The sequence below is a fragment of the Suipraeoptans intestinalis genome, from assembly GCF_034091795.1.
Classification (GTDB): domain Bacteria; phylum Bacillota; class Clostridia; order Lachnospirales; family Lachnospiraceae; genus Suipraeoptans; species Suipraeoptans intestinalis.
This window is the reverse complement of the sequence record NZ_JAXFXH010000003.1, coordinates 1-13,219: the sequence shown is the minus strand read 5'-3', so window position 1 is coordinate 13,219 and position 13,219 is coordinate 1. Positions and strand designations below refer to the sequence as shown.

Sequence of the window (13,219 nt, the reverse complement as noted above, 5' to 3'; positions counted from 1 at the left end):
TGTTTCCCACCGCTTACAGGAGTCCTGATTTTTCCTATTATAGCAAGAAACACCCCAGAAGTCCAATGCCCGCCGAATTTTTTATACTTATTTTATTGAATCCCGCTTCTTTCTTATGCTATACTTGCCGAAAGGAAGTGATGAATATGAAGATAGAAAAATTAAGTGAAAATCAGATACGCTGCACCCTGACCCGTGCAGATCTTGCAGACCGGCAGCTACATTTAAGCGAACTGGCTTACGGAAGCGAGAAGGCACGTTCTCTTTTCCATGACATGATGCAGCGGGCAGCCGCAGAGTTTGGCTTTGAGGCCGATAACACCCCTTTGATGATAGAAGCAGTTCCCATCAATTCAGATTCCATTGTGCTGATCATTACAAAAGTGGATGATCCGGAGGAACTGGATACCCGGTTTTCCAAATTTGCTCCTTCCCCCGGAGGGGAGGGCGACGGAGTTCCTGCTCCTTTCCTTTCCAAGCTAAATGGAAGCAGTTTTCTGGAAAAAGAGGAAACGCCTGCAAAGCATCCGGGGGAAGCGCCTGTAACAGCAGAGGAAAAAACAGATCTTTCCTCTTTTCCCGCCCGCCTGTTTTCTTTTGGCAACATGGAGACACTGGTTGCAGCCTCCAAGGTCATCGGACAGATGCACCGCGGCAGTAGTACCTTATACAAAGACGAAGCAGAAGGTGTTTACCTTCTCTCCCTTACCAGAGCGCCCCATTCCGATCAGGATTTTAGCCGCATCTGCAACATGCTTTCAGAATACGGCTCCCAGGAACGTGCCAACGGCGCTATCTTTGCTTTTTTGACAGAACATTTTTCACCGATGCTGGAGAAGGACGCACTGAAAACCTTGTCTGCTCTGTAAGTTTGTACGATTCTTCAACGTTTTCTGTACCGTCTGGTCCTGTTGCGGGATCTCTGCAAATATCATACCGGCATCGCCACAAAAAGAACCTTCCCTCCCACAGGAGAAAAGGTTCTTTTTTCATCTGTCTTTGAAATTCCGTTGTATGGAGCTTCCTTTCCGCTGATCTGCGATTACGCATTTAAAAACGCATTGATCTTTTCCAGCAGCAGATCTGCATCCAATCCGTGCACCATAGCTGCTTCTTCCAGCGTCTCTGCCTGTGATGCGGGACAGCCCAGACAGTGCATTCCTACCTCCATCAAGATGGGAGCGATGTCGTAATTTACGCTGAGGATTTCTCCAATCGTCATATCCTTTGATACCTGTGCCATAGCGATTCCTCCTTCTATTCATATGATTCGGATCTCTTCTGTATCCTGTTTCCTTCAACAATATGTGTTGGGCGTATTCATTATAATCGCTTTTTCTCATTGTGTAAACATTTTCTCCTGTTTTATTCCCAATATTTGATTTCTTGATTGTCAATATTTTTTTCCGTTTTCTTGTTAAAAATATCATTTTCATTATTTCTTCACAAAACGCTTGTTCTTTTATTTGCCTTGAGTAATCCACCAAATCCCCCTCATTTTCTGTGGATAATGTGGATAAGTCTGTGGAAACTTCCGTTTTTAGCCATTTTTCCATTTTTCATCTGTGGAAAACTTTACCTGCCTTTTCTTGAAATTTCTTTTCTTTTTTTACAATTTTGTACACTTTGTATAGGCGGTGTTTTTCTCGCAAATTTTCTTCCGGGATTTCTTTTCTTCCTGCCCTTTCTCTTTCAAATTTGTATTGACTTTTTCTGAAAAAAGAGATAGGCTAAACTTAATAATTATTCTCATTATTGAAAGGAGGTCCTTATGCCCACTCTAAAATATAGTAGACAGCGTGCTTCCATTAAAGAATATCTGGACGGCACCGTAGAACATCCTACTGCCGATATGGTCTATATGAAGGTAAAAAAGCAATTTCCCAGCATCAGTCTGGGGACTGTTTATAGAAACCTGAACCTGCTGGCTGATATGGGAGAGATCCGAAAGCTTTCTACTCCCGACGGAGGAGATCGGTTTGACGCCAATCTGACTCCCCATTATCACGTAGTATGTAGCTCTTGTGGCAAGGTTTATGATATTATGTTACCGGAAGAGTCCATCCGTCATATCAACGAATCAGCCGACGTCTGCTTCGATGGAGACATCGTTTCTCATGACACACTCTTTTATGGGATCTGTGAGCACTGTAAAAAAGGAAAATAGCGCTTCTCTTTGGGGAGCGTTTCCTTTTATGGACTGTTCTCACGACACATTCAAAATCTGAAAGTTCCTGGTTGACAGGAAGATACTCTTATGATAGTATAATATCAGTAATAGTTACTGATATTGCTATAAAACAAATCAAATAGAAAAGGAGAGAACTACTATGAAAAAATTTGTCTGTACTGTATGTGGATTTGTACACACCGGAGATTCTGCACCGGAGAAATGTCCAGTCTGTGGAGTGCCTGCTGAGAAGTTTAAAGAGCAGACGGGCGACAGAGAATGGGCGGCAGAGCACGTGGTAGGCGTGGCAAAAGGTGTAAGCGAAGATATTCTGGCTGACCTGAGAGCAAACTTTGAAGGAGAGTGTTCCGAGGTTGGTATGTACCTGGCAATGTCTCGTGTAGCTCATAGAGAAGGCTATCCGGAAATCGGACTGTACTGGGAAAAAGCTGCCTGGGAAGAAGCAGAGCATGCTGCAAAATTTGCGGAGCTTCTGGGCGAAGTTCTCACAGACAGCACCAAGAAGAACCTGGAAATGCGTGTAGATGCTGAAAATGGTGCAACAGCAGGTAAATTTGATCTCGCTAAGCGTGCAAAAGCTGCGAATCTGGATGCGATCCACGACACGGTTCATGAAATGGCAAGAGATGAGGCACGTCACGGAAAAGCATTTGAGGGACTGCTGAAGAGATACTTTGGATAAGATCACCAAAAGGGGTTGCATGCTATTTGCAACCCTTTTCTTACCAGCGTGGAACCTGCCTGCCGGCTCGTTCTTTCGCTTTTACCATTCCATGCGTCTAAATCATACATTTAAATTATAGGAGGAAACAAAATTATGTCTAAATATACCGGAACTAAAACAGAACAAAACTTAATGACTGCTTTTGCAGGAGAATCCCAGGCACGCAACAAGTATACCTACTATGCTTCCGCTGCTAAAAAAGCTGGATTTGTTCAGATGGCAAACATCTTCGAGGAAACTGCAAATCAGGAAAAAGAGCATGCAAAAATGTGGTTCAAGGAATTTCACGGGATCGGAGATGTTGCAGAAAATCTGAAGGATGCGGCTGCCGGTGAAAATTATGAGTGGACAGATATGTACAAGAAAATGGCTGAGGAAGCCCGTGAAGAAGGCTTCGAAGAGCTGGCAAAGAAATTTGAGGGAGTTGCAGAGGTAGAGGCTGCTCACGAAAGACGTTATTTGAAGCTTCTGGAAAGCTATGAAAACGGCGCCACCTTCAAAGGAGAGGCTCCTCTTGGATGGAAATGCAACAATTGCGGATACATCCATGTGGGAGAGGAAGCGCCTCAGGTCTGCCCCGTCTGTGACCACCCCAGAGCACATTTTGAAAGAAAAGTAGAAAACTACTAAACAGAAACGAGTTTCAGTATTTTAGGACCTGCCGTTTGGGCGGGTCCTTTTCAATGGCAACCCGGACATTTCCACCGATTCCTTCTCCAAACAGGGGCAGATACGGCTTCTATCAGCCATATCTGCCCCTGTTATCGTAACGGTCGCTGCCGTAATTCCGACTCCGCCGTCTGCCATTTCGTATTTTCCGTCCTGCTCACACAAAAAGAGTCTTTCGTGCCTGCTTATCTGCCGGAAGATCCGTTGCCTATCAGGTCTTCTTTTTCCCTGCGTGACAGCTTTTTCCATGCCGCTTCTGCTCGCATGGCTTCCTGCCTGGAAGAAAACATCTCATAATATACCAATGTAACCGGGCGACGTCCTTTTGTGTACTTTGCGCCTTTTCCCGCATTATGCATCTGGATCCGCTGCTCCAGACGGTTGGTCCATCCAATATACAGCGTATCGTCTGCGCATCTTACCATGTATGTATAATTCACACTACTCTCCCCGGTTTTCCTGTGGCGCCTGTCCTTCGACTTCCTGCGGAGCCGTTTCTACCGCCTTGCTTTCTGCCGGTGAATTTTCCTGTCTGCCCTCCTGAACAGGTGCTCCTGCTGCCGTACCTGTCTGTACAACGCTCTGCGGCATCGTTTTGGAGGCCGACTGTCCCTGCATAAATCCCTGCTGCATTCCCGGAGCCGGTCCTGCCTGCCGGAAGTTTCCTCCCATCCTGTCTTCACGATTGCGGATCAAAAACAGATAGATCGCTTCGTAAAGCGGAATGAAAAGACCGGCCACTGCATGTATCACTGCAAAATTCCTGTCGGTATATCTCTCATAGATCCTGATATTCATCAGGCTGCGCAGCCCGCTGATCAGCCCTCCTCCTACCAGGTTGATCACAATGATCAGAAAATATCCTACCAAAACAGCTCCCAGAAAACGGAACAGCACCAGCGGCGAATCTCCCAGTTCATAATAATATTCCTGTGATCCCAGAAGCTTCATAAAGCTGACTGCATAGAAAAAGAAAAGAACCAGTCCCGACACCACTCCCAGTGCAATATTTCCCAGCAGGATCCAGAGTCCGACATTCTTAATCGTTCCTTTTCCAATTTTCTGTTCTCCGCACAATTCCCCCTGAAAATACATCCTTCCATAAGGAATAAATGCCAGCCATGCATTTGCCAATCCTCTCCTTTTGCCCAGCGTGTACAGTCCTATTCCCTTTAGGATATAACTGGTCAGCCCTACCAGCAGCACAACTGCAAGCACGATCAGATAAATCATAATGATCTGCCTTAAGATCATTTCCTCTCCATAGTACATACCTTAACTCCTTTCTAATCTGTTCAGATGCCAGATTTCATCCACATATTCCTGAATGGTCCGGTCTGAAGAAAACTTACCGCAGCTTGCCGTATTCAGCAATGCCATCTTCGCCCACCGTCTGGTGTCTCTGTAAGCCTCCTCCACTTTTTCCTGTGCCTTTGCGTAAGAGTCGAAGTCTTTTAAAATAAAGTACATGTCTGCCCTTCCACCCTGACTTTCCTGTGTCAGGCTGTCGTACAGATCCCTGTACATCTGTGTGTCTCCATTGGCATAGGTTCCATCTATCAGTTGATCCACCACCTGCTTCAGATCCGGATCTTCCTTTAACACATCCATCGGGCAATAGCCGCCGTTGTTTTCATAGGAAATCACTTCGTCCGAAGTCAGTCCGAAAATAAAAGCGTTTTCCTGCCCCACTTCCTCCACGATCTCCACATTGGCTCCGTCCATGGTTCCCAGCGTCACGGCTCCATTGAGCATAAACTTCATATTTCCCGTACCGCTGGCTTCCTTGGATGCCGTAGAGATTTGCTCACTGACATCTGCCGCCGCAAAGATCCACTCTGCATTAGACACCTTGTAATCCTCAATGAACACTACCTTGAGCTTGCCATGGATGCTTCTGTCATTGTTGATCACCTCTGCCACGGAATTGATCAGCTTGATGATCTGCTTCGCTCTTACATATCCGGCAGAGGCTTTCGCTCCAAAGATAAAGGTTCTTGGATAAAAGCTCTGCTCCGGATGTGCTTTTATTTTATTATAAAGGTACATAATATGCAAGATGTTCAAAAGCTGACGCTTATATTCATGAAGCCGCTTTACCTGCACATCAAAAATGGATCGGGGATCCACTTCTATTTGGTTGTGTTCCAGAATATAGGCGGCCAGGCGTTCCTTGTTCTGTCTTTTGATCGCCATAAATTCTTCCAGCGCCTTCGGATCATCCGTCAGCTCCTTCAGCTTCTCCATTTTGGACAGGTCTGTGATCCACTTCTTTGTTCCCAGCTTTCCTGTCACCCAGTCTGCCAGCCGGTAATTGCCATGCATCAAGAATCGCCTCTGGGTGATCCCATTGGTTTTGTTATTAAATTTTTCCGGCATCATCTGATAAAATTCTTTCAGCTCCTGCTGCTTCAGGATCTCCGTATGCAGCCTTGCCACTCCGTTTACGGAATATCCTGCCACAATGGCAAGGTGCGCCATTTTTACCTGTCCGTCCCGAAGGATGGCCATCTTCCTTACTTTCTCCTCTTCTCCCGGATATTGGCTTCGGATCTGCTCCACAAATCTCCTGTCAATCTCCTGGATGATCTGATATACCCTGGGAAGCAGACGCGAAAACAGATCAATGGGCCATTTTTCCAGAGCCTCCGCCATGATCGTGTGATTGGTATAGGCACAGGTTTTCGTCGTCACCTCCCATGCCTCATTCCATCCAAGCCCCTCTTCGTCCAGCAGGATCCGCATCAGCTCTGCTACCGCTACTGTCGGATGGGTATCGTTCATCTGGAAGGTTACCTTTTCATGCAGTCTCTCGATCTGTTCATGGCTTTTCTTGTATCGGTCGATCGCCGTCTGGATGCTGGCAGAGATAAAGAAATACTGCTGCTTCAGGCGCAGCTCCTTCCCCGCATAGTGATTGTCGTTGGGATATAGCACCTCCACGATATTTCTCGCCAGATTTTCCTGCTCCACAGCCTTGCGGTAATCGCCCCTGTCAAAAGAGTCCAGTTGAAAGTCCACGATGGGCTCTGCGTCCCAGATACGTAAGGTATTGACCACATGGTTTCCATACCCCACAATGGGATAATCATAAGGGATCGCTTTGACAGACTCAAAGTTTTCCTGTACAAAGTGTACTTTGCCCTCCGCATCATATTCCGTTCGGATATTTCCTCCAAAGCGGACCTCTTTGGCATATTCCGGCCGTCTCAGCTCAAAGGGGTTGCCGTCCTTGAGCCAGTTGTCCGGCGTTTCTACTTGGTAGCCATTTTTAATCTTCTGTTTGAACATTCCATAGCGATAACGGATCCCGCAGCCATACGCCGCATATCCTAGCGTGGCCAGGGAGTCCAGGAAGCAGGCTGCCAGCCTTCCCAGTCCGCCGTTTCCCAGTGCGGGATCCGGCTCTTCGTCTTCTATGGCGTTCAGATCGATCCCCATTTCTTCCAGCGCTTCTTTTACTTCCGTGTACGCCGTCATGTTGATCAGGTTGTTTCCCAGGGCTCTTCCCATCAAAAATTCCATGGACATGTAATATACGATCTTGGGATCCTGCTCCTCATATGTTTTCTGGGTCGCGATCCAGTCGTCGATCATGACTTCTTTTACCGCATAGGACACCGCCTGGAAAAGCTGCTGCGGCGTCGCCTCCTGAACGGAACGGCGAAACAGAGTTTTTACCTCTGTTTCCACCTCTTTTTTAAATCGTTCCTTTTCAAATCTAGGGTTGTACATCTATCTATTTTTCCTCTCTTTTCGCCACGCCTAACCGTACTTCTTCTCCGTTGATCTTCCATGTTTTACAGAAGCCTTCCGGCTCTTTCTTTTCCATGGAAACTCCCAGCGTCTCCTCCTGGATCTCTCCGGCGTTCGCCTCAAAGATCCGGTTCGCCTTCTCCGTTCCCTCATAGGAGATCCGGATCTTGTCTGTTACTTCAAAGTCCGCTTCTTTTCTCATCGTCTGGATCTTGCTGATGATTTCTCTGACGAACCCTTCTTCCAGCAGTTCTTCTGATAAGTGCGTATCCAGCACCACCGTTACTGCTCCATCATTTTCTGACACATAGCCTTCCATCTGAGCCGATTCGATCAACAGGTCTTCCCTGAACAGCGTCACCGTCTGCCCCTGAATCTCCAGCTTCAACGCATCTGTCTGATTCAGTTCATCCATGGCTCCATTACCGTCTATGCTGTTCAGCGCTTCTTTGATCTGTCCCAGCAGTTTCCCATACTTGGGGCCTACCGTTTTCAGCTGCGGTTTAAACTGGTAGGAAGTAAATTCCCGTACTTCCTTTGTAAATTTCAGCTCTTTTACATTCAGCTCTTCTCTTACGATCTCCTGGTAGAATACCGGAAGATCAAATTCTGCCTTTACGTACATTGTTCCCACCGGCTGACGGTTTTTGATGTTGGCGCTGTTTCTGCAGGCACGTCCCATCACCACCAGCTTCAGCACCTGCTCCATATGAGACTCCAGCTCTTTATCGATCCTGGATTCGTCCACTTTTGGGAACTCACACAGATGGATGCTCTCCGGCGCCTCCTGGTCAATGCTCCTTACCAGATTCTGGTAGATCTCTTCCGTCATAAACGGAACCAGCGGAGCTGCCGCCTTACATACCTCCACAAGCGCCGTGTAAAGAGTCATGTAGGCATTGATCTTGTCCTGTTCCATGCCCTTTGCCCAGAAACGCTCTCTGCTGCGTCTGACATACCAATTACTCATATCCTCTACAAATTCCTGTAAAGCCCGTGCAGATTCCGGGATACGGTAATGCTCCAGGTTGTCGTCCACCTCTTTGATCACGGTATTCAGCTTGGAAAGCAGCCATTTGTCCATAACCGACAGCTTTTCGTAGTCCAGACAGTATTTGGTGGCGTCAAATTCATCAATATTTGCATAGAGTACAAAGAAAGCATAGGTATTCCACAGCGTTCCCATAAACTTTCTTTGTCCTTCCGTCACAGCTCCTCCGTGGAAACGGTTTGGCAGCCAGGGGGCGCTGTTAACATAGAAATACCAGCGGATCGCATCTGCTCCGTAGGTTTCCAGAGCATCAAAGGGATCTACGGCATTTCCCTTGGACTTGCTCATTTTCTGGCCTTTTTCATCCTGCACATGCCCCAGCACGATTACATTTTTATAGGGCGCTTTATTAAAGATCAGAGTAGAGATCGCCAGCAGGGAATAGAACCATCCTCTGGTCTGATCCACCGCCTCCGAAATGAAGTCTGCCGGGAACTGTTTTTCAAACAGCTCCTGATTTTCAAAGGGGTAATGGTGTTGTGCAAACGGCATTGCTCCGGAATCGAACCAGCAGTCGATCACTTCCGGCACCCGCTTCATCTGCTTCCCGCATTCCGGACACGTAATGGTGACTTCATCGATATATGGGCGGTGCAGCTCGATCTCCTCCGGACAGTTGGGGGACATGTTTTTCAATTCTTCAATGCTTCCGATCGAATGCTGGTGTCCGCATTCACACTCCCAGATATTCAGCGGAGTACCCCAGTATCTGTTACGGCTGATCCCCCAGTCCTGAACATTTTCCAGCCAGTCTCCGAATCTTCCCTTTCCGATGCTTTCCGGGATCCAGTGAATGGTATTGTTGTTGGCGATCAGGTCTTCCTTGACTGCCGTCATCTTGATAAACCAGGATTCTCTTGCGTAGTAGATCAGCGGCGTATCACATCTCCAGCAGTGTGGATAGCTATGTTCAAATACCGGCGCTGTGAACAAAAGACCCCGTTCTTCCAGATCCTCCAAAACCTTTGGATCTGCTTTTTTTACAAACAGGCCTGCAAACGGAGTAGAGGGGCTCATTTCTCCCTTATCATCTACCAGCTGTACAAATGGCATATCGTATTTGCGTCCCACCTTTGCGTCGTCTTCACCAAACGCCGGCGCATTATGTACGACTCCCGTTCCGTCTGTCAGGGTAACGTAGCTGTCGCAGGCCACATAGAATCCTTTTTTCTTCTGCTTGTCTGCCACATCAGCCGCACACTGATACAGCGGTTCATATTCTTTGTATTCCAGATCCTTTCCTGTGTAGGTTTCCAGGATCTCATAAGCCGCTTCCTCGTCTGTTCCCAGACCTCCCAGCACGGTATCCAGAAGCGCCTCCGCCATGTAATAGACATTTCCGTCCGCTGCCTTCACCCTGGCATAGGTTTCTGTGGGATTTACGCAGAGCGCCACGTTGGACGGCAGCGTCCAGGGCGTCGTCGTCCATGCAAGAAAATAGGCATCTTCTTCCTTTACTTTAAACCGTACGATGGCGGAGCGTTCTTTTACATCCTTGTATCCCTGCGCTACTTCCTGCGCAGAAAGCGGCGTCCCGCAGCGCGGGCAATAGGGTACGATCTTAAATCCTTTATACAAAAGATCCTTGTCCCAAATCTTTTTCAGGGCCCACCACTCTGATTCAATGAAATCATTGTGGTAGGTGACATAAGGATTGTCCATATCTGCCCAGAAACCTACCGTTCCGGAAAAGTCCTCCCACATTCCTTTATATTTCCAGACGCTTTCCTTACATTGCTGAATAAACGGCTCTAATCCGTACTCTTCGATCTGATCTTTTCCGTCCAGTCCCAGAGCTTTTTCCACCTCCAGCTCCACCGGCAGTCCGTGGGTATCCCATCCTGCCTTCCTGGGCACCTCATAGCCTTTCATGGTGCGGTATCTGGGGATCATATCTTTGATCACTCTTGTGAGAACATGTCCGATATGCGGTCTTCCGTTGGCTGTCGGAGGTCCGTCATAAAACATATACATGTCTTTTCCTTCTCTTCCTTTCATGCTCTTTTCAAAAATCTGATGATCCTTCCAAAATTTCTCCGTTGCCTTTTCTCTTGCAACAAAATCCAGGTCTGTCGATACTTTTTTGTACATGCTTCTCTTCCTTTCTATCCTTTCCTTTTGGTTTTGTGCCTGTTGTATGCTTTATTTTTCTGCCGTCTTTCATCGTCTTGCCGGAGGCTTTTTATTTCATAAGATGCCAGTTCCTGTGAAATAAAAAACTCCTGTCCGAATAGGACAGAAGCTACGCTTTCTTTCTACCACCTAAACATACCAGCATATGTCTTCCCTATAACGTGGGAATCTCCGTCAGACTCTACCGGGAATTCTCCTTTCGACGTCTGAAGCTCTGAAGTGATGTTCAAATGCAGCCTACTTGCACCGGCTCTCAGCCCCGCCGGCTCTCTGTGGCGTTCCTCTGCACTCTACTGTCTTCGTCTTCGCTTTTGTATCTCGGGTTATTATCTCAAAGACTTTCCAAAACGTCAAGGGATTTTCCACTTTCCTGCCATTTTTCGTGCCATTTTCCCCGCCTTTTTCCGGTTCTTTCCCCGACAAATATGATTTTCTCTTGTTCTTCTCCCATCCTTTCTCTTTTAAAAATTCTGTTCTTCCAAAGAAATTAGAGATTCTTCTTTTTTTCAGACTGTGTTATAATCCCTCTAAACAGGCAGACGAAACTCTCTTTTTTCGTATCAGGTACGAAAAATCAAGTCAGAGCTTCTTCCTTTACTCCCTGCTCCAAGAGGCAAGGTCAGGATTTTTCTTTGCTCCACGCTCTGAGAGGCAGAGCCGGGATTTTCCTTTGCTCCACGCTCCAAGAGACAGGGCCGGGATTTTCCTTTTCCCCACGCTCCAAGAAGCAGAGCCGGAATTTTCCTTTGCTCCACGCTCCAAGAGGCAGAGCCGGAATTTTCCTTTGCTCCACGCTCCAAGAGACAGGGCCGGAATTTTCCTTTACTCCGTACTCTAAGAAGCAAATCAAATTTTCTTTCCTTCTACTGTCTATTGAGAAGTTTGTCGCCGGGAGTTCCACTAAGTTTTTTCACTGTGTTTAATAAGGAGGTCTTATGTTTCAGGAAACCATTGACAGTATTTCATCCACTGCAGCTGCCAAAGCCCATCTATGGAAGCATCACAAAAAAAGTTATCTGATCTCCTCCATGCTTGCCGGTTCTTTCATTGGTATCGGCGGAATTACCTCTTTTACTTCCGCCTCTCTTTTGGATGCTACCGACTCTGCCTGGACACGTCTGATAATGGCCGTTACCTTTTGCATTGCATTGACTCTGGTGGTTTTTACCGGCACCGAGCTGTTTACCGGCAACAACTATGTCATGACTATCGGCTGGCTCAATAAGGCCACAAGGGGACGTGACGCCGCTGCTGTCTGGCTGTTTAGCTGGATCGGAAATTTTCTGGGAGCCATTTTTCTATCCGTTCTCTATGTAGGGACAGGCGCCGTTTCCTCCGGATCCACCATGGAATTTTTTTCAAAAATCGCAGCTGTCAAAGCCTATATGCCCCTCCCACAGTTGTTTTTCCGGGCTGTCCTCTGTAATTTTTTAGTCTGCCTTGCCATCGTGGTAAGCAATCGCACAAAAAATGACGCTGCTAAAATTCTTCTTATCGTCTTATGTCTCTTTTCCTTTATCATCTCCGGATTTGAACACAGCATTGCAAACATGACCGTATTTTCCATTGTAATTCTGGAGCCTTCCATTACCTCTGTTTCCCTTCCCGCGGCCCTTATCAGCCTGCTGGTTGCTACGCTGGGAAACATGGTAGGCGGGATCGTGCTGGTAGGATTAAGCACCTTTGCGTTAAAGACTGAGAAATAGGGGATTCTAATACCATTCCTTAAAAAATAAAGGAGTTGAGGCGGGTTAGACCAACACATTTTGTCCTATAACTCTAAAAAAAGACAGAGTCCCGATTGTAGGATTCTGTCTTTTTCTGTGACGTGAGCGTGCGGGGATTCGAACCCCGGACAACTTGATTAAAAGTCAAGTGCTCTACCGACTGAGCTACACGCCCCTATTCGTTTTATTTAATAGAAGTAAATAAAATGCCCAGAGCCGGAATCGAACCAGCGACACGAGGATTTTCAGTCCTCTGCTCTACCGACTGAGCTATCTGGGCATATGCACATTGTGCAAATTGCGGGGGCAGGATTTGAACCTACGACCTTCGGGTTATGAGCCCGACGAGCTTCCAGACTGCTCCACCCCGCGCTATTCAATTAAATGTTTCCGAAGAAACAAAAGCCGATAATCGGACTCGAACCGATAACCTGCTGATTACAAATCAGCTGCTCTGCCAATTGAGCCATATCGGCACAGCCATTCTTATGGCTAATGGATGGAGAAGGATTCGAACCTTCGAAGGCGTTGCCAACAGATTTACAGTCTGCCCCCTTTGGCCACTCGGGAATCCATCCATATAAGTTTAAGTGGGACCAATAGGGCTCGAACCTATGACCCTCTGCTTGTAAGGCAGATGCTCTCCCAGCTGAGCTATGATCCCATTTAAACGACCCAGAAGAGACTCGAACTCTCGACCTCCGCCGTGACAGGGCGGCGCTCTAACCAACTGAGCCACTGGGCCAAATATGATATTTCATCAGTACAGCTTCCATGTACCTTCAAAACCACATACAAGTTAAGCATCCGTCTCCTACCGATTCCCCTTCGGTCATGCCCTCGACCGATTAGTAGCAGTCAGCTCCATACATTACTGCACTTCCACCTCTGCCCTATCTACCTCGTCGTCTTCAAGGGGTCTTACTACTTTCGTAGGGATATCTCATCTTGAGGGGGGCTTCACGCTT

General features: G+C 47.1%; 11 protein-coding genes, 7 tRNA genes and 1 rRNA gene. 5 read left to right on the top strand and 14 right to left on the bottom strand.

Annotated elements, in window-relative coordinates; all coding sequences use genetic code 11:
• The first annotated feature begins 146 nt into the window (after positions 1-146).
• Positions 147-869: an adaptor protein MecA gene (locus tag SOW26_RS00720; protein ID WP_154477075.1), complete on the top strand. Its 723-nt coding sequence runs from the start codon at positions 147-149 to the stop codon at positions 867-869.
• A 173-nt stretch (positions 870-1,042) separates the two neighbouring features.
• On the opposite strand, the gene SOW26_RS00715 is transcribed toward SOW26_RS00720, so the two are convergent.
• Positions 1,043-1,243: a DUF1858 domain-containing protein gene (locus SOW26_RS00715; protein ID WP_154477077.1), complete on the bottom strand. Its 201-nt coding sequence runs from the start codon at positions 1,241-1,243 to the stop codon at positions 1,043-1,045.
• 528 nt (positions 1,244-1,771) lie between these two features.
• On the opposite strand from SOW26_RS00715, the gene SOW26_RS00710 reads away from it, so the two are divergent.
• The 3 genes from SOW26_RS00710 to rbr all read left to right on the top strand — a co-directional run bounded on the left by SOW26_RS00710 (position 1,772) and on the right by rbr (position 3,545).
• Entirely contained in the window at positions 1,772-2,167 is a 396-nt protein-coding gene (locus SOW26_RS00710) for a Fur family transcriptional regulator (RefSeq protein ID WP_276958872.1), read from the top strand.
• A 163-nt stretch (positions 2,168-2,330) separates the two neighbouring features.
• The gene (locus tag SOW26_RS00705) at positions 2,331-2,873 is read left to right on the top strand and encodes an NADH peroxidase (protein WP_154477080.1); all 543 of its coding nucleotides are present in this window, start codon (positions 2,331-2,333) and stop codon (positions 2,871-2,873) included.
• A 135-nt stretch (positions 2,874-3,008) separates the two neighbouring features.
• Positions 3,009-3,545 (top strand): rubrerythrin, encoded by a 537-nt coding sequence (rbr, locus tag SOW26_RS00700; protein ID WP_154477082.1) that lies wholly within the window; start codon positions 3,009-3,011, stop codon positions 3,543-3,545.
• A 21-nt stretch (positions 3,546-3,566) separates the two neighbouring features.
• On the opposite strand, the gene SOW26_RS00695 is transcribed toward rbr, so the two are convergent.
• From SOW26_RS00695 to ileS, 5 genes are read right to left on the bottom strand one after another with little or no spacing between them, the layout of a single operon-like run.
• The gene (locus SOW26_RS00695; RefSeq protein WP_276958869.1) at positions 3,567-3,749 is read right to left on the bottom strand and encodes a hypothetical protein; all 183 of its coding nucleotides are present in this window, start codon (positions 3,747-3,749) and stop codon (positions 3,567-3,569) included.
• A gap of 20 nt (positions 3,750-3,769) precedes the next feature.
• Positions 3,770-4,024, bottom strand: coding sequence for a GIY-YIG nuclease family protein (locus SOW26_RS00690; protein ID WP_276958866.1), 255 nt, complete (start codon positions 4,022-4,024; stop codon positions 3,770-3,772).
• Position 4,025: 1 nt separating this feature from the next.
• Complete coding sequence (locus SOW26_RS00685) at positions 4,026-4,856, bottom strand: hypothetical protein (RefSeq protein WP_276958862.1); 831 nt, start codon at positions 4,854-4,856, stop codon at positions 4,026-4,028.
• Between the two features lie 3 nt (positions 4,857-4,859).
• The gene (locus SOW26_RS00680; protein WP_276958859.1) at positions 4,860-7,319 is read right to left on the bottom strand and encodes a glycogen/starch/alpha-glucan phosphorylase; all 2,460 of its coding nucleotides are present in this window, start codon (positions 7,317-7,319) and stop codon (positions 4,860-4,862) included.
• 4 nt (positions 7,320-7,323) lie between these two features.
• Positions 7,324-10,482: an isoleucine--tRNA ligase gene (gene ileS, locus SOW26_RS00675; protein ID WP_276958856.1), complete on the bottom strand. Its 3,159-nt coding sequence runs from the start codon at positions 10,480-10,482 to the stop codon at positions 7,324-7,326.
• Positions 10,483-11,459: 977 nt separating this feature from the next.
• Between ileS and SOW26_RS00670 the strand changes: the two genes are divergently transcribed.
• Entirely contained in the window at positions 11,460-12,230 is a 771-nt protein-coding gene (locus SOW26_RS00670; protein ID WP_320651702.1) for a formate/nitrite transporter family protein, read from the top strand.
• A 123-nt stretch (positions 12,231-12,353) separates the two neighbouring features.
• On the opposite strand, the gene SOW26_RS00665 is transcribed toward SOW26_RS00670, so the two are convergent.
• The 8 genes from SOW26_RS00665 to SOW26_RS00630 all read right to left on the bottom strand — a co-directional run.
• Positions 12,354-12,426, bottom strand: a tRNA-Lys gene (locus tag SOW26_RS00665).
• A 32-nt stretch (positions 12,427-12,458) separates the two neighbouring features.
• Positions 12,459-12,531 (bottom strand) — tRNA-Phe (locus SOW26_RS00660).
• Between the two features lie 18 nt (positions 12,532-12,549).
• Positions 12,550-12,623 (bottom strand) — tRNA-Met (locus SOW26_RS00655).
• A gap of 31 nt (positions 12,624-12,654) precedes the next feature.
• Positions 12,655-12,727: transfer RNA gene (locus tag SOW26_RS00650), tRNA-Thr, on the bottom strand.
• A 20-nt stretch (positions 12,728-12,747) separates the two neighbouring features.
• Positions 12,748-12,829, bottom strand: a tRNA-Tyr gene (locus SOW26_RS00645).
• Between the two features lie 13 nt (positions 12,830-12,842).
• Positions 12,843-12,915 (bottom strand) — tRNA-Val (locus tag SOW26_RS00640).
• A 7-nt stretch (positions 12,916-12,922) separates the two neighbouring features.
• A tRNA-Asp gene (locus SOW26_RS00635) sits at positions 12,923-12,996 on the bottom strand.
• Between the two features lie 83 nt (positions 12,997-13,079).
• Positions 13,080-13,219, bottom strand: a 23S ribosomal RNA gene (locus SOW26_RS00630); the annotation flags it as partial.